16 protein-coding genes are annotated in these 19,371 nt (G+C 36.9%); all 16 read right to left on the bottom strand.

Annotated elements, in window-relative coordinates; translation table 11 throughout:
• Window positions 1-327 precede the first annotated feature (327 nt).
• Window positions 328-1,725, bottom strand: a complete 1,398-nt coding sequence (locus G622_RS0108775) for an MFS transporter (protein WP_026510413.1) — start codon at window positions 1,723-1,725, stop codon at window positions 328-330.
• Between the two features lie 14 nt (window positions 1,726-1,739).
• A complete protein-coding gene (locus G622_RS22260; protein WP_049945759.1) occupies window positions 1,740-2,636 on the bottom strand; it encodes an alpha/beta hydrolase in 897 nt (298 codons plus the stop codon).
• Between the two features lie 17 nt (window positions 2,637-2,653).
• Window positions 2,654-5,134, bottom strand: a complete 2,481-nt coding sequence (locus G622_RS0108765) for an AMP-binding protein (RefSeq protein ID WP_026510412.1) — start codon at window positions 5,132-5,134, stop codon at window positions 2,654-2,656.
• A gap of 30 nt (window positions 5,135-5,164) precedes the next feature.
• Window positions 5,165-5,542, bottom strand: coding sequence for a NusG domain II-containing protein (locus G622_RS0108760; RefSeq protein WP_026510411.1), 378 nt, complete (start codon window positions 5,540-5,542; stop codon window positions 5,165-5,167).
• The gene (locus G622_RS0108755; protein ID WP_026510410.1) at window positions 5,529-6,734 is read right to left on the bottom strand and encodes an AI-2E family transporter; all 1,206 of its coding nucleotides are present in this window, start codon (window positions 6,732-6,734) and stop codon (window positions 5,529-5,531) included. Before G622_RS0108755 ends, G622_RS0108760 begins: the two co-directional genes overlap by 14 nt.
• Window positions 6,735-6,844: 110 nt before the next feature.
• Window positions 6,845-7,735: a mechanosensitive ion channel family protein gene (locus tag G622_RS0108750; RefSeq protein WP_026510409.1), complete on the bottom strand. Its 891-nt coding sequence runs from the start codon at window positions 7,733-7,735 to the stop codon at window positions 6,845-6,847.
• A gap of 228 nt (window positions 7,736-7,963) precedes the next feature.
• Window positions 7,964-8,995, bottom strand: coding sequence for a branched-chain amino acid aminotransferase (locus G622_RS0108745; RefSeq protein WP_026510408.1), 1,032 nt, complete (start codon window positions 8,993-8,995; stop codon window positions 7,964-7,966).
• 226 nt (window positions 8,996-9,221) lie between these two features.
• Window positions 9,222-10,667: an AI-2E family transporter gene (locus G622_RS0108740; protein WP_026510407.1), complete on the bottom strand. Its 1,446-nt coding sequence runs from the start codon at window positions 10,665-10,667 to the stop codon at window positions 9,222-9,224.
• Between the two features lie 121 nt (window positions 10,668-10,788).
• Window positions 10,789-11,607 carry an Mrp/NBP35 family ATP-binding protein gene (locus tag G622_RS0108735; RefSeq protein WP_026510406.1) on the bottom strand — a complete coding sequence of 273 codons (819 nt, stop codon included), beginning with the start codon at window positions 11,605-11,607 and terminating at the stop codon, window positions 10,789-10,791.
• A gap of 64 nt (window positions 11,608-11,671) precedes the next feature.
• Window positions 11,672-12,667 carry a glycosyltransferase family 2 protein gene (locus G622_RS22255; protein WP_044957380.1) on the bottom strand — a complete coding sequence of 332 codons (996 nt, stop codon included), beginning with the start codon at window positions 12,665-12,667 and terminating at the stop codon, window positions 11,672-11,674.
• Complete coding sequence (gene leuD, locus G622_RS0108725) at window positions 12,657-13,145, bottom strand: 3-isopropylmalate dehydratase small subunit (RefSeq protein ID WP_026510405.1); 489 nt, start codon at window positions 13,143-13,145, stop codon at window positions 12,657-12,659. The genes G622_RS22255 and leuD overlap by 11 nt, the downstream gene beginning before the upstream one ends.
• Window positions 13,146-13,174: 29 nt before the next feature.
• Window positions 13,175-14,440 (bottom strand): 3-isopropylmalate dehydratase large subunit, encoded by a 1,266-nt coding sequence (gene leuC, locus G622_RS0108720; RefSeq protein WP_026510404.1) that lies wholly within the window; start codon window positions 14,438-14,440, stop codon window positions 13,175-13,177.
• Between the two features lie 68 nt (window positions 14,441-14,508).
• Window positions 14,509-16,959, bottom strand: coding sequence for a YfhO family protein (locus G622_RS24530; protein WP_049945758.1), 2,451 nt, complete (start codon window positions 16,957-16,959; stop codon window positions 14,509-14,511).
• Window positions 16,960-17,018: 59 nt separating this feature from the next.
• Window positions 17,019-18,047 carry a ketol-acid reductoisomerase gene (ilvC, locus tag G622_RS0108710; RefSeq protein ID WP_026510403.1) on the bottom strand — a complete coding sequence of 343 codons (1,029 nt, stop codon included), beginning with the start codon at window positions 18,045-18,047 and terminating at the stop codon, window positions 17,019-17,021.
• A 119-nt stretch (window positions 18,048-18,166) separates the two neighbouring features.
• Window positions 18,167-18,682 carry an acetolactate synthase small subunit gene (ilvN, locus tag G622_RS0108705; protein WP_026510402.1) on the bottom strand — a complete coding sequence of 172 codons (516 nt, stop codon included), beginning with the start codon at window positions 18,680-18,682 and terminating at the stop codon, window positions 18,167-18,169.
• Window positions 18,683-18,880: 198 nt separating this feature from the next.
• Window positions 18,881-19,369 (bottom strand): acetolactate synthase small subunit, encoded by a 489-nt coding sequence (gene ilvN, locus G622_RS0108700; RefSeq protein WP_026510401.1) that lies wholly within the window; start codon window positions 19,367-19,369, stop codon window positions 18,881-18,883.
• Between the last annotated feature and the right edge of the window lie 2 nt (window positions 19,370-19,371).

Below are 19,371 nucleotides of genomic sequence, written 5' to 3'. Positions count from 1 at the left end.
CCCTTGATGGCACAAAAAATAACTGCTACACTGCTGCAAACGACGGAGAAAATCTGATTGTTCTTGAGTTCTTCGCCGTCGGTGATTAACCGTCAGCAGTTATTTTTTGTGCTGTCAAGGGTGGCGTCCGGCTACCTCAATCTAAATATCTGCATTTTTCAAGGTTCATCTGAGCCTATTTTTTTGACCCAGTTTTTTCATAGATTATTTGACACTATCTTTTTTATATTTAAAAAGATATAAGCAATATAATAGTTTGAAATTATATAAATTCCAACCATATATTGCTTATTTTTGAAATTTTTTTGATTTATTTTTTAAATTGAATTATTTCCGATCTTTAGCTATCAACTGTCTTATTTCACAGTTTTTATTAAAAATTATCGAAGAAGTGATAAACGCTATAGATTGACCAATTAAAGGTGCAACAATAAAGAAAAACGTGATCACTCTTAGCACTGTATCTGGCTGCGTCATTCCATTTGCTGCATTGAACCCTGCAGCTGACATAGCGAATCCTAAAACAACTGATGCTGCACCTGCTCCTATTTTATTTGCAGCGGATATGCCTGCATTAGCTATTCCTGCAGAAAAAACGCCGTTTTTCTTTTCTGTAAATCTTATAACATCAGCTAAAACACCCCAAAGTGACGGCATCGAGATACCCATTCCTACACCACTTATCATGAAAAATATTATCATTATGTTAAGGTTTGGTGCAGATAAAAAGATTCCTATAGCTGCAATAAAACCTATAAACTGTCCCAGAATAAAAGTGCCAAAATTATCGAATTTTCTAATAATAGACGGCATAAGAAATTTTATTGCAATCCCGGGAAGTGTATTACATACCGAAATCAGGCCTAAACTTGCAGGATCTCTTAATATATAAGTACAGTAATATATATTAAATGTAAATGCACCTGAAAAGAGAATAGCCATTATTATTGATTGAATTATCATCGTTAGCCAATACTTGTTACTAATAAGTACTCCTAATGACTTAAATATCGGTATTCTCTGCCTTTTATGTTCCAAAGAAAGTGAGTCTTCTCTTCTCTCTTTTGTTCCGAATACACTTACAAGACTTCCAATAATTATGAAAGCGCACATAATGAGAATCACTGATGTAAATCCTCTTTGAGTGTAAGGATTTTCAGGATTTTTTGAAAAAAATATAAGAAGCGGAACAAATGAAACGTTAAATATCAGTCTGAAAATGCTTGTGAATAACGAACTAATATTGCTTAACATTCCATGCTCCATTCCGCTTTTTGTCATAAGTGACAAAAGCGAAAAATGAGCTATATTCATAAATGTGAACAAGCATGTATTTATAAGATTATAAAGAACAAAAAAATAAACGTATTTGGCCGCTGCAGGCAATGCTGGAGGCATAGAAAACATTAAAAACAGAGATATCGCAAGCGGCACACAAATCCTAAGTATCCAGACTCTCGCTTTACCATATTTTGAATTCGTATTATCTATTATATTTCCGATTAAAATATCAGAAACACCATCAAGACCTTTTGATACTGCTATAAGTGTTGACAGGATAGCCATATCTAAAAATGCTACATTTGTCATATATATCATCAGATATGACGCCATCATACTCATGATTATTCCAATCGGAATATCACCGATTCCATAACAGATTCTTTCAGGCCATCCTAAAACCATAACATCTTCTTTAACGTTTTCATAAATTCTTATATCCATCTTCCCCTCATTCACTACTTTCTCAGATTCAAAGTCCACTTTTTTATTTTTGATAAAGTTTCTGCGCTTTCAGGTAAAAGTGGCAGCATTGAAATAAATGCATGCTTTAAATGATTAGCATTTTTGAAATATACTAGCTCATGCATATGATTTTCACGTTTTAATTTTTTGGCGAATTTCAAAGAATAACGTTTTAGAAAATCCCCGCTGCTGGTGATAAGAAATATGGGCGGCAGTGCAGACATAATCTCTTCATTATTTGGGTTCATAAGCTTCATAAAGCTCTTATTTTTAGCCCTTTTTCCGTATAAATCATCTTTGTACACCATTCCGATGGGATCATTAAGGGTTGTATAGAGCATTCCACTTATGCATATAAGCCCTTTAACCCTGCAGAACCTATCAGGTTTATAAATGATTCCTGAAAAAATATCAGAGTTCGCAACAACACTGGCATACAAAGAAAGGAAAGCTCCCGCGCTTTCACCAATCAAAAATACGTTATTAAGGTCACCACCAAATTCTTCAGCACAATCAGTAACAAATTTAATAGCTGAGCAGACATCCGATATTTCTCCGATTGCATCAGCTTCATCAATAAGTCGATAATCTATTGAAAAAACCAAATATCCTATTTTCGCTAAAATCTCACAGAATAATCGGTTGAATTTTCTGTTTCCAATAAAAAGTCCCCCACCATGAGCAAAAATAACTATTGGAAGCTCAGATATATACCGCCCTTTGGGGCGGTATATATCTGCAAACAGTTTATTACCATCAATTCCAAGATATTCACGGTCAAAAACTTCTTCAAGGTCGTCAGGAATATTTACATTCTCATCAATAACATTCGAAACATGGCTAGAATGACTTCTTGCATTTTTCATCAAATGTGCAAGAACCGGATTCATATGTAATACCTCAAATATTAATCTTCATAGTATTTGTTAAAATCAGATGCATTAAATAACTTACTCAGAATATCAGTAATAGAAGGATTATTCATCATGCTTCCGCCATTATATCCACCAGCATTAGGATTTTGCTGATACCCCATATCAGACATCTGGTTATTAGCGCATCCCATGCCTTGCGGCATTATATTATTGGCGCATCCCATACCACCCTGTGGCATCATACTATTGGCACATCCCATACCACCCTGTGGCATCATATTATTGGCGCATCCCATACCACCTTGCGGCATACGATTGTTTGTACAACCCGCACAATTACGTGGAATCTGAACACAACCCATATAAGGCTGAACAAATTCTCCTTGCGTCATAAAGTTATAGCCATTTCCTGGTTGTACCAAATTGCCTGATGAATACATTTGGTTAATAATTTGCCCTTGCTGGATAGCCATGTTCTGAATAAGCTGTATCAGACGCTGAAGGTCAATTTCTCCCGGAATAAAATCACAAGGCATGCATTGTCCATTCATATTTTGTCCTTGCATACCATAACCTGACATAGCACCTCCATGGATTCCCTGTGCTCCCATACCAGGCATTCCCATTCCGGATGCACCCATACCGGGCATACCCATTCCCGGATGGTTATTCATGTTACTCATTTTCTTAAAGAACCTTTTAGCAGCCTTGGCATCATTTCTCAGTTCTTCAGGAACAGTATGAATAAGTCCGAAACCAAACTCATATGGTCTTATTTTGAAATCAACTACTTTTCCGCCTCGTCTCACAGGCTTAATTACATATTCCTCGCCCTTGATATTATTTTGTATTATCTGATACACATCAACTTTTCCGGCATCATTTAAAGGAACATTGTCACATATTGAAAGAATTCCAGGAATGTTAGTATCCTCTAATAAATTCTTACTAATAAATACATCGATAAGCGCATCTATAATTGTTTCCTTTGCTTTCTCGCCACTATTTCCAGTCTTTACATATAGTACCGGAACTGTATCGTGAAGCAGCTTGTCATATTTAGGGACAAGTCCGCAGGCTTCAATTCCTTTTTCAGCGCTAAAAGCAGTTTCTATTAGTCCTGCATCAAATCTGATACCTTCATTATTAACAAAGAACTTATTCATTCTTCCGATGCAATTTAAACTACCGTCTTCGTTTACTCTTACAAGATCAAAAGTATTTAAATATTTATCACCATCTATCTCTTCAAGCTCAAAAAATTCTATCCCATTTAAAACACCATTACTTACAGATGGTGAGGCCAAATAAAGGACTCCTGTCCTTTGCCCATCTTCAAGGTTATAGAATTTTTCTTCTTTTTCATCAAATATCTTTACCTTTATTCCAGGCAAAGGATATCCCATGGAATCATCATTTCTTTCAGGAGAAGAAAGAATTGCCGCACCACCTATTTCAGTTGCACCATAGCCAATTGAAACTTTTGCGTCAGAACCACATTTCTTTAAAACTGAATTACACTTTTTCCTCTTTTCAGCAGAAAGATATGCGCCTCCAATAAAAACAAACTCAAGAGAAGACAAATCAATCTTAAATGGTAGTTTGTTAAGCAAATCAAATGCCATAGGTGCTGCAAACAGGACATTGATTTCATACTGCTTAATATATGTAACCAGCTGTGGTCCTCTGGCACCATCAGCAAGCATGACAACACATCCGCCGAAAGAAAATGGTAAATGAACCATATCCATCAATGCATATGCCGCAGTAGGTTCCATCGAAAGAATTGTTGTAATAGGTTTTTTGAATTTTTTAAACCATTCACAGCGAAGAAGTCTTGCGGCAGATTCATTTATTCCTCTGTCGGATAAAGGAACAGGCTTATGTATACCATTAGTTGTTCCCGAAGTATGCATTACAAGCGCATCATCACGTAATGCGTCCTTCCCGTAATGGATAGGCATAGCCTCATATTTTTTTAGAAGATCAGGCATAAAAAGGACACCTTTTACCTGCTTCAGCATCCTGTATTCATTCTTATGCTGTTCTGCCATTTGATTTAGTCCATTTGTCTTCTTTTGGCTGGTATGAAGAACAATAATATTTCTTATTCCTAACCTCTTTTTTGAAGATACGACATCTTCCAACAGCTTTACATCAATCTTCCTGTCACATAATATAAGATCCGTTATGCCTTCTTTTTCAATCATCTTATCAAAGCGACCGGTTTCCAAAAAGTCAAGATAATGAAGCATTGATACTATAGCTCCGGTCATATTAAGAGCATAAAAGGAAAATATCGCTTCTGTAGAAAAGCCGGGCAGCATCCCTACACAGGAATTGTTTTCATCAGTCATGCCCAAAGCAGAAAAAACTTCTGCATACATATCAAAGCGCCTGAACATCTGTCTATATGAATAATTTCTATAATCATTTCTGATAGCCAGAGCATCGAGATGTTCATCATCAAATGAATTTAATTCCTTTATAAAACTCTGACTTCTTGTGGGCATAAACGAAAATAGCCCACTAAATTCTCTGTTCTATTTTGAAATTGTATCTACTTTGTTCTCATTTTCATTTATGACAGTTGCAACAACTCTATGTGGCAGGCAAATTATTGATTCTCCCGATTTTGATATCTTACCCTGTTTTATACAGAGCTTATCAGGACAATCAGCTTCATTAACATAGCAAAAACCATCCTGAATAATTATTGTATTTTGCCCACCATCATAACCATTAATTCTAAACGTGGTATTTTTAGAAAGAGGAAGCTTATTTACAACATTTCCGTTTACACTGATTTCCACATAATTGCCATTTTCCGAAGTGAAATAATTAAGTGCCATAACAAATAAAGCAGCAGTCAAAATAATTATCATAAGCAAGTATGTTCTGTGCCCTTTATTTATTTTCATTCCTATGGCCTCTTCGAATTTCGAGAATTTTTAAAAGCTTGTCAAACTGAATCTTTATAAATGCTGCAATAGGTACCGAAACAAGCATACCTATGAATCCGCCAATAGAGCCTCCAAAAAGTAAAGCTACAATGACAAGCACCGGATGGACATTTACGCTATTACTAAGGAGCTTGGGATTGACTATATTTCCATCAATGGTCTGGATAATAAATATTATGACTATACCTATAGCAAGCATTTTGAATTGTCCATTCATAGCACAGCTTACTATTGTCATTCCATAAGCTACAAAAGGCCCAACATAAGGCACAAGATTACCGATACCGGTAGCAACACCAATCAGAGCTGCATAGGGAACACCTGCGATTCCAAAGGAAATACTAACAACAACGATCATGAATATTGCATCCGCAAGCTGTCCTCTGATGTAACCGGCAAAGCATTTATCCAAATCACCGACTATTTCAGCGCATACACCATAGACCTTATCACCAAAAATGCTTTTGAAAGCATTTTTCCAGTATCCATAAATCTTGGAGTCATACATAAAGTATATGCTGAAAATAACACCAAAAAAGAAATTCACAACTGTATTCTTGACGATATTAACTGCACCAAGGAGTCCTGATCCAAAGGAAGTGAAATATCCAACACCACTTTTTGAATCAATATTTGAGATATTCTTTTTAGCTGCGTTTACCATGTTTTCAATCGAAGGAATAGCTATGTCAAATCTCGATAAAAGTGCTTTTCTCAGATTCTCATAAAAATTATATGCCTGGACTCCAATGTACTGAATCATTCCTGAAAGTTCATCAATAGTTACAAATTGAATTTTTGAAGTAAAGGTTGAAATGATTAATGATAATAATGCGAAAAGCAGAATAAAAATCATTGCAAAAGTAAGAAAAACTGAAATTCCTCGCCTAAAACCATCTTTCTTTGAAAAGAATTTGATTTTTCCAAGGAGCCTGTCAAAAAAGTCCATGATTGGCATAAGAAGATATGCAAATATCATACCAAGTATCATCGGAGCAATAACATTAAATATCCATACTATTCCTCCAAGCAAGCCTCTAAGGAAATTCCCTGCCTGACCAAGTATAAGTATTGCTACATAGCTAATTGCTATCGTAGCTATAGCAGCAACAGATATTTTGAAATATTTACTCTCCTTAAGATTCTTCATTATTTACTCTAAAACCTCCCAACAACACTAGTCATAAATTAATTCACGTAATTATCATTATAACATCAATTACAAGATATTTTGACGATTATGTAAAAAGTCTCATCTCACTATTGTTTTAGCAAAACAGTTTCGTGAGGATAAGGCACCTCTATTCCTGCATTTTCGAGTGCCATATATACTCTGGTGTTTATATCGTCCTTAAGAACTTCTGTCGGTGTGGCGTGGTCATAATATACCGTAACCATCATCATAAGTGCGCTATCTTCTAAAGAAATAAAATATACAGGCGAATATATTTTTTCACCATTCTTATTTCTCTTACCCGGAACTGAATATGAACTCTCTTCTACTGCACCTTCTATTATTTCCTTAGTCTTTTCAATGTCACTGTTATAGCCCACCGGAAACTTAAACTGTGCTGATCTTGGAACATAATCATAACTATAATTTTTTAGTGCAGCACTATTCAGTTTGCTATTGGGGATTACAAGTCTGACTGTATCAACGAGTGTAACCACCACATGTCTCATGGTTATTCGCTCGACTATGCCTGATGTTCCGTCCTCAAGTTCAATCCTGTCCCCAAGGTCAAAGGGCTTGTAAATACTGATAAGAAGTCCTGATAGAACGTCCTGGATTATATCCTGTGCAGCAAAACCGACTATGGCCGCAATAACAGCAGCACTTCCGAGAATTGATTTTCGTATCTGATCACCTGCAAGAGGTATTACAATAAAAATAAAAATTATCGCAGCCTTGGTAAGGTTCTCAGCAAACTGCAGGTGTATCTTCCTGCCGCGTTTTTTCTGTATAAACGCAAATATCTTTCTACTAATCTGAATGGATACCCATACAAAAAATACATACACAAGAACCATAAGCAAAATGATCAGAAATGTAATCGCTAATGTAATGATAAAACCGCCAAAATCCTTGCGTATCATTTCATCGATAGCATCTATATTTTGATCTAATATATCATCCAGAAGTGCAAGCATAATTCCCCCTCTTTTTACTTAAAATCTACTGAACGCGTTGTATTTATGATAACACCTTTCCGCGAGCTGCGCATCTCACGGAGTGCTTTTTATCATATAGGAAATCCAACGGAATTTCCTATATGAAAAAAAAGACGGACATACAACCATGTCCGCCTCTTACGTTTTCGAAATATTATATTCACTCCAGAATCTTGTACAAATACTCTGAGTTGTACAAATTATTCCTTATTTAATTACATGTACCCATCCTTCAGGAGCTTCAATTTCACCCATCTGAATTCCTGTCAGAGTGTCATAAAGCTTCTTGATAACAGGACCCATTTCATCCATACCTGATTCGAAGCAAATCTCTTTGCCATGATCGTTGATCTTACCGACAGGACTTATAACAGCAGCTGTTCCGCAAAGACCCATTTCCTTAAAGTTATGAACTTCATCAAGTCTTACAGGTCTCTCATCAACCTCAAGTCCAAGATAATCCTTTGCAACCTGTACGATTGATCTTCTTGTTATTGAAGGAAGGATAGAATCAGTAAATGACTTAGGAACTACAAGATTACCATTCTCATCTACAAATAAAATATTAGCTCCGCCTGTTTCCTCAATATAAGTTCTGCTCTGTGCATCAAGATATACGTTCTCAGCAAAGCCCTCTTCATGTGCGGTTACAATTGCATGAAGACTCATAGCATAGTTTAAGCCGGCTTTGATATTTCCAGTACCATGCGGTGCTGCTCTGTCAAAATCACTTATTTTAACAACGATCGGTTTTGCGCCGCCCTTGAAGTAAGGTCCTACAGGTGTTACAAAAATTCTAAACTGATATTCATCTGCAGGCTTAACTCCGATAACATTACCGGTAGCAAACATTAAAGGTCTGATGTAAAGTGTTGCTCCGCTTCCAAAAGGAGGAACCCAGTCTTCATTTGCCTTTACAACTTCCTCAACAGCCTTGATAAATCTTTCAGCAGGGAATTCCGGCATCTCAAGACGTCTTGCAGAATCCATCATTCTTGTGGCATTAAGATCAGGTCTGAAACATACGATGTGACCATCCTCAGTCTCATAAGCTTTAAGTCCTTCAAATACCTCCTGCGCATAGTGAAGAACTCCGGCATCCTCACTGAGAACTATCTTTGCATCTGTTGTGATTTCTCCATCATCCCATTTTCCGTCCTTGTAGTTTGATACATAGCGATAATCCGCTACATGATAATTAAATCCAATGCTTGACCAATCCAAATCTTTCTTACTCATAAATTTACTCCTCCTAAAATTATCTTGATCAGTTCAGGGGATGATAGATACTCCTAAGCCGATTTAGTAAGCTAGTTATACTAATTCAACGCTTTAAAGTGCTAGCTTTTTAAAAATAATTATAATTACATTATATCAAGTGTCAAGGTGTGAATTTAAGCATTAAATTCACATGGCATACATTACAAAATTAATCTATTGTCATATTCCAACCAAAAAGAATGCATCAGATTTCATCGTTTTTATCTTCATCAGAATTATTTTCATCCATCCTGAAATCATCCTGATTTTCACTGTTTATATCATTATTTGTTTTATTCGGCAGTACATGCTCGATATATTTTTTATTCTTTTTATACAGTTTAAAAATACGTCTCCAGGTAGACCCTTCATTATGGACATAATATTTTGTATTGTCCGCCTCTGATAAAGGTACTATTCCGTTCTCATCCATATATGCTGTTTCTATGTAAATTGAGGTATCTCTCGGAAGCCTTTTTGCCCTCAGTCTCTTCATGGTAATATGTCTGCAAAATGTATAAATACATGCAAATACAGGAACACCAATGATCCATCCGATTGGCCCCCATATACCGCCAAACACCATTATTGCAAAAATCACCCAAAATCCGGAAAGTCCGGTGGAATTTCCAAGAATAAGCGGCCCTAAAATATTACCGTCAATCTGCTGGAGAATTACTATTGTAACCAAAAACACCAAAGCCTTAACCGGATTGATCATTATAAGAAGTATAAATCCAAATCCGCCGCCGATATATGGTCCAAAAAACGGGATAAGATTTGTAATTCCTACACCGAATGCAAGTACGATAGGATAAGGGATATTCAGAAAGCTGATCACAATAAAACATATAAGACCGACCAAAAGCGAATCCACTACCTTACCTATAAGAAAACTCGTAAAGGTATGATGCGCATACCTGAATGCGCCAATCACTTCATTTGCAAAATCCCTTCGAAGATACGCATAGCAGATTTTCTTACCCTGACCGATGAAATTCTCCTTTGAATTAAGAATATAGACTGCAACAACTATACCTACAATCAGATATAAGAATACCCTTATTATACTCATCATACTTTTGGATAAGGTTGTTATCATGGTTGATATGCTTGGAACAACAAAGTCTTTAAGCATATTATTGATATTTGTAGAGTATTGCTGCAAAACAGAGTCAACTACCCGTCTTACCGCAGGATTATCATTCAGATACTTGTCCATGATCCGTTGTAAATTATTAACATAGAACGGTAAATTACGGATAATATCACGTATACTTCTAATAAGCTGCGGCACCAAAATAAGAACCATAGCGTACACGATTGCCAAAAACAGAATAATGGTAATTGCTACACTAAATTTCCTTACCTGTCGTCTTTTCTTAAAATACTGCCGGTCATTTAAATCTATTCCTCTTAGCCTGTAAAAAGAATAAATCCATTTTTTCTCAATAACATTTAAAAGTGGTGTTAAAATATAGCCGATAGCACAGCCTATGATAATAGGCGTAAGAATTGATAGAATGTTGTTGATTGTCCTGGTAAGTCTGGAACCGTTGAAAAGAATATAGTATATCAGCATAATTACAAGACTGCATAAAATCACAGACACCATTATGCTTAACTGCTTTTTCCCCGGCTTCCATTTCATAGAACACTTCCCCCAAATCATGTCATAAGGAATTCTGAAATTGAACTCCTTATGACCTTTTTTCATATTTCTATTATAGCCTTACCTACAGAAATAGTAAAACACTAAGACCTTCCGGTAATCATAAGTTTTCAAGTCTGTAAACAAGAGAATCCATAAAATCGGGTTCGTAGTCTTCTATTTTTCCATTGTCGCATTTTGATGCAAACTCAGGATCAAGCGGAATTCTTGCAAGAACATCAAGTCCGTTTGCAGCAGCATATGAATCAATTTTGCTCTCACCAAATACATAAACAGGCTCTCCGCAATGAGGACAATTCATATAGCTCATGTTCTCAACAAGACCGATAACCGGCACATTCATCATTTTTGCCATGTTGACAGCTTTTTCAACGATCATTGAAACCAGCTCCTGAGGAGTTGACACAACAATGATGCCATCAACAGGCAGAGACTGGAATACTGTGAGCGGGACATCTCCGGTTCCCGGAGGCATATCTACAAACATGAAATCAATATCTCCCCAGCTTACTTCACCCCAGAACTGCTTTACAACACCTGCAATTACAGGTCCTCTCCAAATAACGGGATCTGTATCGTTATCCATTAAAAGATTTATGGACACAAGCTTAATTCCGTTTTCAGATTCTGAAGGAATCATATTACCATCATCATCTGCGTATTTTATCTGAGATGCTCCGAACATTTTAGGGATTGAAGGTCCGGTGATATCAGCATCAAGAACGGCTGTTTTATATCCTTTTTTATTCATGGCACAGGCTGATAAACCTGTAACAAGACTTTTTCCTACTCCGCCTTTACCACTGACAATGCCGATTACTTTTTTGACACTGCTTCCTTTAGCAAGGTTTACCTTAAAGCTTGCCTCACTCTCTTTTCTAAAATCTTCAGGAGTCTTTTTTTTCTTCTGTTCTGACATTTTAAAACCTCTCTAAAACTTATATTAATAACCGGAAAATGTATCAAATATATTATTCCGGATATTATTTCTTTACTTTGACATCAATAAGATCAACCACATCATCCTTATCACCAAGATATTCACTGATAATGTATCTTGGTCTGTTTTTGGTTTCAAGGTATATCTTACCAATATACTCGCCAATAACACCCAGGGAAATCATGGTAAGTCCGCCGATTGCCCATATGGACAAAACAGTTGTAGTCCATCCCTGAATCGTATTACCTGTAAAATGCCTTATAAGTGTATAAATAAGAATGATTACGCTTACTGAGAAAATAAATACTCCAAGCCCGGATATAAATCTTATGGGCTTAACACTAAGAGATGTAATACCCTCAAAGGCAAATGAAAGCATTTTCATAAGTGGATATTTACTTTCTCCCGCGAATCTTTCTGATCTTTCGTAATATACAATATCTGTTTTTAAGCCAATCATCGGAACTATGCCGCGAAGAAACAGATTGACTTCAGAGTATTCTGATAGCATCTCAAGCGCATCTCTACTCATCAGTCTGAAATCAGCATGATTATAAACTATGTCCGCACCCATTCTGTTCATGAGCTTGTAATAGCCCTGGGCTGTTCCGCGCTTAAAGAAGGTGTCTGTCTGTCTGCTGCTTCTTACGCCATAGACTATTTCAGCTCCCTCTTTATATTTTTGAAGCATCTCATCTATAGCATCAATGTCATCCTGAAGGTCAGCATCCATTGATATTGCCACATCACAAACACTTCTTACAGTCATAAGCCCTGCAAGAAGTGCATTCTGATGTCCTCTGTTCCTGGATAGCTTTACACCCTGAAAAAGAGGATTCTTCTTATGAAGTTCATCTATTAATTGCCAGGTAGTATCCTTTGATCCGTCATCAACAAGTACTACCCTGCTTGTATCTGAAATAACTCCCTTATTAATAAGACTATTTAATTTTGCTTCTAGTCTTTTTGATGTTTCAGGTAATACCTCCTGCTCATTGTAGCAGGGGATTACCATAAATAATCTGATATTACTTTGCATTGATGTAGTTAACCAGTCCTTCACAATCTATAATTTTCTGCATGAAAGGCGGAAATGCCTGTCCCTGATAATACTTACCGGTTGTCTCATCAACAATAACACCTGTATCAAAGTCAATCTTAACTATATCGCCGGCATTTATCTCTTTTGCTGCTTCTTCACATTCAACAATGGGTAAACCGATATTGATACTGTTTCTGTAAAAAATTCTTGCAAAAGTTTCAGCAATTACACAGGACACACCTGCAGCCTTAATGGCAATAGGTGCATGCTCTCTTGATGAACCGCAGCCAAAGTTTTTATTGGCAACGATTATGTCACCCTTCTTTACATTTTTAATAAATGATTTATCTATATCTTCCATACAATGAGCAGCAAGCTCTGCGTGGTCAGTTGTATTAAGATATCTTGCAGGAATGATAACATCAGTATCTACATTATCACCAAATTTGAAAACAGTTCCTCTTGCTTCCTTCATAATCCCTATGCCTTTCTATAATATTGTCATTAAAGTTCGCTTGGCTGTGATAACTTACCGGTCACAGCACTTGCCGCAGCAACAGCAGGTGAAGCAAGATAGATCTCAGAATCAGTAGCTCCCATTCTGCCTACAAAATTTCTATTGGTTGTTGATACGCATCTCTCTCCTGATGCAAGAATTCCCATATATCCGCCAAGGCATGGTCCACAGGTAGGCGTAGAAACGACTGCTCCTGCTTCAACGAAAGTCTTAAGAAGCCCTTCCTCCATAGCCTGCAGATAGATAGCCTGAGTTGCGGGAATGATGATACATCTTATGCCTTCAGCAACTTTTCTTCCCTTAAGGATTTTAGCTGCCATTCGGATATCGTCAATTCTTCCGTTAGTGCAGGAACCTATTACAACCTGATCGATCTTAATATCATCGATTTCATCAAAAGTGTGGGTATTTTCAGGAAGATGAGGGAATGCAACAGTTGACTTAAGCGTACTAAGATCAATCGTATATTCTTCATCATAAACCGCATCGGGATCAGCTTCAAAAATCTTATATTCTTTATTAGGAGCGTGCTCTTTTAAATATTCGATTGCTTTTTCATCAACAGGGAATATACCGTTTTTGCCGCCTGCCTCGATAGCCATGTTGGCAATTGTAAATCTGTCATCCATTGAAAGCTCTTTTACGCCTTCACCGGTAAACTCCATTGATTTATAAAGAGCTCCGTCAACTCCGATCATACCTATTATGTGAAGAATGACATCCTTACCGCTTACATATTCATTAAGCTTCCCTGTCAGATTGAACTTTATGGCTGAAGGCACTTTAAACCATGCTTTACCTGTAGCCATACCGGCTGCCATATCAGTAGAACCTACGCCTGTACTGAAAGCTCCGAGAGCACCGTATGTACAGGTATGTGAATCAGCACCGATAATAAGGTCTCCTGGAACTGTCAGGCCTTTTTCAGGCAGCAGTGCATGCTCTATACCCATCTGACCGACTTCGAAATAATTCGTGATAGAATTTCTCTTTGCAAATTCACGTACACATTTGCAGTTCTCTGCAGACTTTATATCCTTGTTCGGAACAAAGTGATCCGGAACCAGTGCTATTTTGTCTTTGTTAAAAACTCCCTTAGAGTTAAATTTTTCCATTTCCTTAATTGCCACAGGACTGGTTATATCATTTCCAAGTACCAGATCAAGATCAGCTTCAATAAGCTGTCCGGCCTTGACTTCTGATAAACCGGCGTGTGCTGCCAGAATTTTCTGGCTCATTGTCATACCTGCCATTTACAATCACTCCTCACCTTTCTATATCTATAATTTTTCCGAAAATATCTTGAATAAACATACCATATTTAGCGTTTTTTGTAAAAACGTACAAACATAATATATGCGCATAATATTACAATTCCGATGATGCTTATAACCGTTCCTTCTTTATACCCATAAGGTAAAAAATCAGCACGAATGTTATGAACACCCTCAGATAACTTTACCGCAATCATGCCATAGTCAGCATTTATTATCTCTGCCTCTTTCCCGTCTACTTTAATATCAAAGCCTTTCATATTTGGTACTGAGAAAAACATAAACGTTTCTGACATAAAATTATTGGTCATGGCAGTAAAGCCCCTGGTATCCGGCTCGAATTTCTGGCATGAGCTCTGGGCTCTGTCCAGACAGTTTTTGTTAAAAAGATCAAGCGGCATTTGTTCTTTGTAATAAGATTTAGGCAATTCTTTTATAATGCCACTGTATTTTTCAACATCATCATCGGATAAAATCATTGCTACCGATAAAATTCTGTCTTTTATAATCTGATCATCTATCATTTCATAATCAGATTCACTGATGCAATAATCATAAGTAAAACCCATCGGAATATAATTAGTGTTCCGGTAAATATCTATTCCATTTTCTGAGTTTAAATATATAAATCCATCTATTCCGCCTTCAGTTTCAAATATGCCTTCATCATTTATCAGTGAATTTTCAAAGTAATACTTGTTTGATGATATTGCTCTAAGACCGATGTTTTCCTTGGGTATCCTTGTCTCAACATTTCTTGTTATATCACCTGCTCCCTTCAGGAAATTGATGGTTTCTGCAGGTATCGTACTTATAAAGCTGTGTAGTGAGCCATATCCCCAGAACATATCATAATTTGTGGCAGTATCATCTGTTTCAGTTCTGAAAAATTCATCATCCGAAATCGTTGGCTTAGAATAAAGCATCTGATTTTCCCATTGCTCTTTTCCAAAATCACTTATAAGTCCGCTTCCGTTTTTCAAAACTATAAACAATGAGATAATTGAAGATATTACTGTAAAGAGTAGCATTATCTCTACTCTCATAATGGGCTTTTTTAAAACAAGGAATGCATCCTCCCTAAAAGGAATCCTTACTTTTCTTATACATTTAGGCACAGCAAAAACTGAAACAATCAGTAACAACAGAATTATTGATGTTCCGATAACATCTCTCCAGAAAATCTTTTCATTGAATATCAGTTCGAAAAAGGTGATATCACCATACTGGTCATAGGATGGCAAAACTGATATCGCAAGAATCAGCAGAAACAATAAGCAAGTAGCCAGAACGCCTTTTCTTAACTGATATGAGGAACCTCTCTCTATCACAATTGATGTTACAAGTGACATAATCAGGATTGGCATATAAAACCATCTGGCATAATAATTTTCATTCAGCAATGAAAACATGGCATTTAATCCAGGTACCAATGCAATAACAAGGCTTACTGCTAAAAGTTTTCTGTAACCACCTTTTTTATTTTTCTTTAACAAAAAGTATGCGATTACTCCTGATAATCCAAAAAAAGGAAGAAATACAGCCAGCGAAGCATTCTTTACAGGAGTTGTATAAAATACCGTTCCCTTCCCGATAATATCAGGAATCATTACCATACTCTTAAGGATATCCCATAGCATGTTCATACTTTCATAGGATACAAAATCATATCCAAGAGAAAGCTTTGATAATCTGTTGTTCCCTGCAACCCCCAATATGGCCTGGAGAAAATAAAATCCGCTTATGGCTACGCCAAGAAATCCTCCCAATAATGCTCTGAAGAACATTCTGAATATATGTTTTATCTTATTTCCGGACACATAACATGTGAAAAAATACAGAAGTAAAAAAATCACTTCTCCAAAAAAGAAATAATAATTTATAACAGCCATTAAGGTTGTCATAAGCGTAAAAAATATGAATTTTTTACCGGCTGGAACAAACAAAAGACGATCCTTATGATGATCAATTTCCATCAGCTTATCAAATGAATACAAATAAAGCGGGAAAAAGCATACTATATCAGTAAAATGATTAAATACAATATTACAGTCATTGAATCCGGAAAATGCATATAGAAGCGCTCCTATCATGGCAGCTTCATCACGGATTACTTTTCTCCTTATGAAAATATAAGCAGTTACTGCACATATTCCATATTTCATTGCCATCAAAAGCGGCATTAAGTATGGAATTGCATTCTCAGGAAAAGGAATGGTAAGCCAGAAAAAAGGACTTCCCAAAAGATAGAAAGAGAAACTCCCTATCAGGGATCCTCCGAAATCCATATTCCACAGATAAAAGAAATCACCGTTTCTTATTGCTCTATGGGCAACAGTATAAAAAGGAATCTGCTGAACGTTATAATCGCCATAATAGAAAAACGGCAAGCCTCTTTTGATAAAGAATGGCAAAACCGCTACCATATACATTGTAAAGGAAAGCGCAAAAAGCTGCACTGCTCTATAGCCATTAGACCTGTTTCTGTAATATTCCATAATTTTCTAAAATGAGCTGCCGCTAAGCGGCAGCTCTTCCTTTAAAATTATTATTATTATCAGTTGTTGATAAGCTTGTCGTTTTCGTTGTTCCAGCTGTAAAGCTTTCTGATCTCAGCGCCAACCTTTTCAGCGGGATGCTCAGAAGCAAGCTTTCTCATAGCATTGAAGTGAACCTGTCCACCGGCCTCACTCATATCAAGCAGGAACTCTTTTGCAAATGTACCATCCTGGATATCTGAGAGAATCTTCTTCATAGCCTTCTTGGTATCCTCAGTAACGATCTTGGGACCTGTTACATAATCACCATATTCAGCAGTATTGGAGATTGAATATCTCATTCCTGCAAAACCTGACTGATAAATAAGGTCTACGATAAGCTTCATCTCGTGAACGCATTCGAAGTAAGCGTTTCTCGGATCATAACCTGCATCAACAAGTGTCTCAAAACCAGCCTGCATAAGTGCACATACACCGCCGCAAAGAACAGCCTGTTCACCGAAGAGGTCTGTCTCTGTCTCTGTTCTGAAAGTTGTCTCAAGGATACCGGCTCTTGCTCCACCGATTCCGGCGCCATATGCAAGTGCCTTATCAAGAGCCTTACCTGTAGCATCCTGATATACAGCAACAAGACAAGGTGTACCCTTACCAGCCTGATACTCACTTCTTACTGTGTGGCCGGGTGCCTTAGGAGCGATCATAGTAACATCAACATCCTTGGGCGGATTGATAAGACCAAAGTGAATATTGAAACCATGAGCAAACATAAGCATATTGCCTGCCTCAAGGTTGGGCTCGATGTCTTCCTTGTACATCTTAGCCTGCTTCTCATCGTTGATAAGAATCATAATCACGTCAGCCATCTTTGCTGCTTCTTTTGTGTTATAAACCTTAAGTCCCTGTGCCTCAGCCTTAGCCTTGCTCTTTGAACCTTCATAAAGGCCTATAATGACATTGCATCCGGACTCCTTAAGGTTCAGTGCATGTGCATGGCCCTGAGAACCATAGCCGATAATTGCAATTGTCTTACCTTCTAAAAGTGAAAGATTGCAATCCTCCTGATAAAAAATACGTGCTTCCTGTGACATGTTTCTTACCTCCGTAAAAATTGTTTTTATATACTGACGAAAATCACTTAAGTCATAATTAAGCAGTTTTCGGAGTTAACAGTTTGACCATAAATAAATTCAAGGCACTATCTAAATAATTACATGTTTCGCAGCTCTTCAATTGGAATAACCTTATCTGTTCCTCTTCCAAGACCTGCAATACCGGTTCTTGCCAGCTCAAGAATCTCCTGTCCTTCAAGCATCTTAAGAAGTGCATCTACCTTTGACTGGTTACCTGTGATCTCGATAATCAGAGATTCAGGAGTAACGTCTATAATATTGGCTCTGAAAATATTAGCGATAGTCATAATATTTTCACGTTCCTTCTCACCTGCCCTGACCTTAACAAGAGCCAGTTCTCTGTATACGCTCTCTTCAGGTTCAAGTTCATGAATGTCCCTGACATCAACAAGTTTGGAAACCTGTTTCTCAATCTGGTCCAGTATGACATCATCACCGGATGTCACAATTGTAATTCTTGTAAAATTGGGATCTGCTGTAGTTCCTGCTGTTATACTCTCAATATTGTAGCCTCTTCTGGCAAACAGCGCTGATATCCTGGTAAGAACACCGGATGTATTATCTACAAGCAATTGAAAAACTTTTCTTTTCATACTTCTCCACTAAATTTAAATAATCTGATATAAAATACAAATTATCTAATATCTAAATATAAATAATCTAATATCTTCACATTTTATGCGCTTTTATTCTTAAAGTCAATAAAATACTTTTATTATTTAAAACTTTAACGTTGTAAATTATTGATTTATTTTAATCAGATACTATTGATCAAAATTAATCAGATACCGCTACTTCTCACTCTCACTGCATTTTGTGAGTGCTACAGTTCCGGTGCGGGCCATTTCAACAATAGAAACTGTACGCAACATTTCTATAAAAACTTCCACCCTTTCAGGTGTATCACATATCTGGATAATCATCATATTTTTGCTCATGTCTACTATTTGTGCCTTCATGATGTCACAATTTTCCATGATATCTCGTCTGTTCTCGCGATTATAGCGCACCTTTATAAGAGTTAGCTCTCTGCAGATGCTCATGCTCTCCTTAAAGGTTTTTACTTTTATGACATCAAGCTTTTTATTAAGCTGCTTCTCAATCTGTTCAATTGTTCGCTCATCACCGCTGGAAACAATTGTCATACAGGAGACATCCTTGGAATTGGTCTCACCAACCACAAGTGAATCAATATTAAAATTCCTTCTTGAAAACAGTCCGGCAACCTTTGACAAAACACCGGCATGATTTTCAACCAAAACAGAATAAATTCGCTTCATTT

This window comes from Butyrivibrio sp. LC3010, assembly GCF_000424385.1.
Classification (GTDB): Bacteria; Bacillota; Clostridia; order Lachnospirales; family Lachnospiraceae; genus Butyrivibrio.
The sequence above is the reverse complement of the archived record's forward strand: the minus strand, read 5'-3'. Positions and strand labels throughout refer to the sequence as shown.

Excerpts from the sequence above, each read along its gene's own strand:
- G622_RS0108775 (WP_026510413.1), bottom strand. The coding sequence starts at position 1,725 with ATGGATATAAGAATTTATGAAAACGTTAAAGAAGATGTTATGGTTTTA.
- G622_RS22260 (WP_049945759.1), bottom strand. The coding sequence starts at position 2,636 with ATGAATCCGGTTCTTGCACATTTGATGAAAAATGCAAGAAGTCATTCT.
- G622_RS0108765 (WP_026510412.1), bottom strand. The coding sequence starts at position 5,134 with ATGCCCACAAGAAGTCAGAGTTTTATAAAGGAATTAAATTCATTTGAT.
- G622_RS0108760 (WP_026510411.1), bottom strand. The coding sequence starts at position 5,542 with ATGAAAATAAATAAAGGGCACAGAACATACTTGCTTATGATAATTATT.
- G622_RS0108755 (WP_026510410.1), bottom strand. The coding sequence starts at position 6,734 with ATGAAGAATCTTAAGGAGAGTAAATATTTCAAAATATCTGTTGCTGCT.
- G622_RS0108750 (WP_026510409.1), bottom strand. The coding sequence starts at position 7,735 with ATGCTTGCACTTCTGGATGATATATTAGATCAAAATATAGATGCTATC.
- G622_RS0108745 (WP_026510408.1), bottom strand. The coding sequence starts at position 8,995 with ATGAGTAAGAAAGATTTGGATTGGTCAAGCATTGGATTTAATTATCAT.
- G622_RS0108740 (WP_026510407.1), bottom strand. The coding sequence starts at position 10,667 with ATGAAATGGAAGCCGGGGAAAAAGCAGTTAAGCATAATGGTGTCTGTG.
- G622_RS0108735 (WP_026510406.1), bottom strand. The coding sequence starts at position 11,607 with ATGTCAGAACAGAAGAAAAAAAAGACTCCTGAAGATTTTAGAAAAGAG.
- G622_RS22255 (WP_044957380.1), bottom strand. The coding sequence starts at position 12,667 with ATGCAAAGTAATATCAGATTATTTATGGTAATCCCCTGCTACAATGAG.
- leuD (WP_026510405.1), bottom strand. The coding sequence starts at position 13,145 with ATGAAGGAAGCAAGAGGAACTGTTTTCAAATTTGGTGATAATGTAGAT.
- leuC (WP_026510404.1), bottom strand. The coding sequence starts at position 14,440 with ATGGCAGGTATGACAATGAGCCAGAAAATTCTGGCAGCACACGCCGGT.
- G622_RS24530 (WP_049945758.1), bottom strand. The coding sequence starts at position 16,959 with ATGGAATATTACAGAAACAGGTCTAATGGCTATAGAGCAGTGCAGCTT.
- ilvC (WP_026510403.1), bottom strand. The coding sequence starts at position 18,047 with ATGTCACAGGAAGCACGTATTTTTTATCAGGAGGATTGCAATCTTTCA.
- ilvN (WP_026510402.1), bottom strand. The coding sequence starts at position 18,682 with ATGAAAAGAAAAGTTTTTCAATTGCTTGTAGATAATACATCCGGTGTT.
- ilvN (WP_026510401.1), bottom strand. The coding sequence starts at position 19,369 with ATGAAGCGAATTTATTCTGTTTTGGTTGAAAATCATGCCGGTGTTTTG.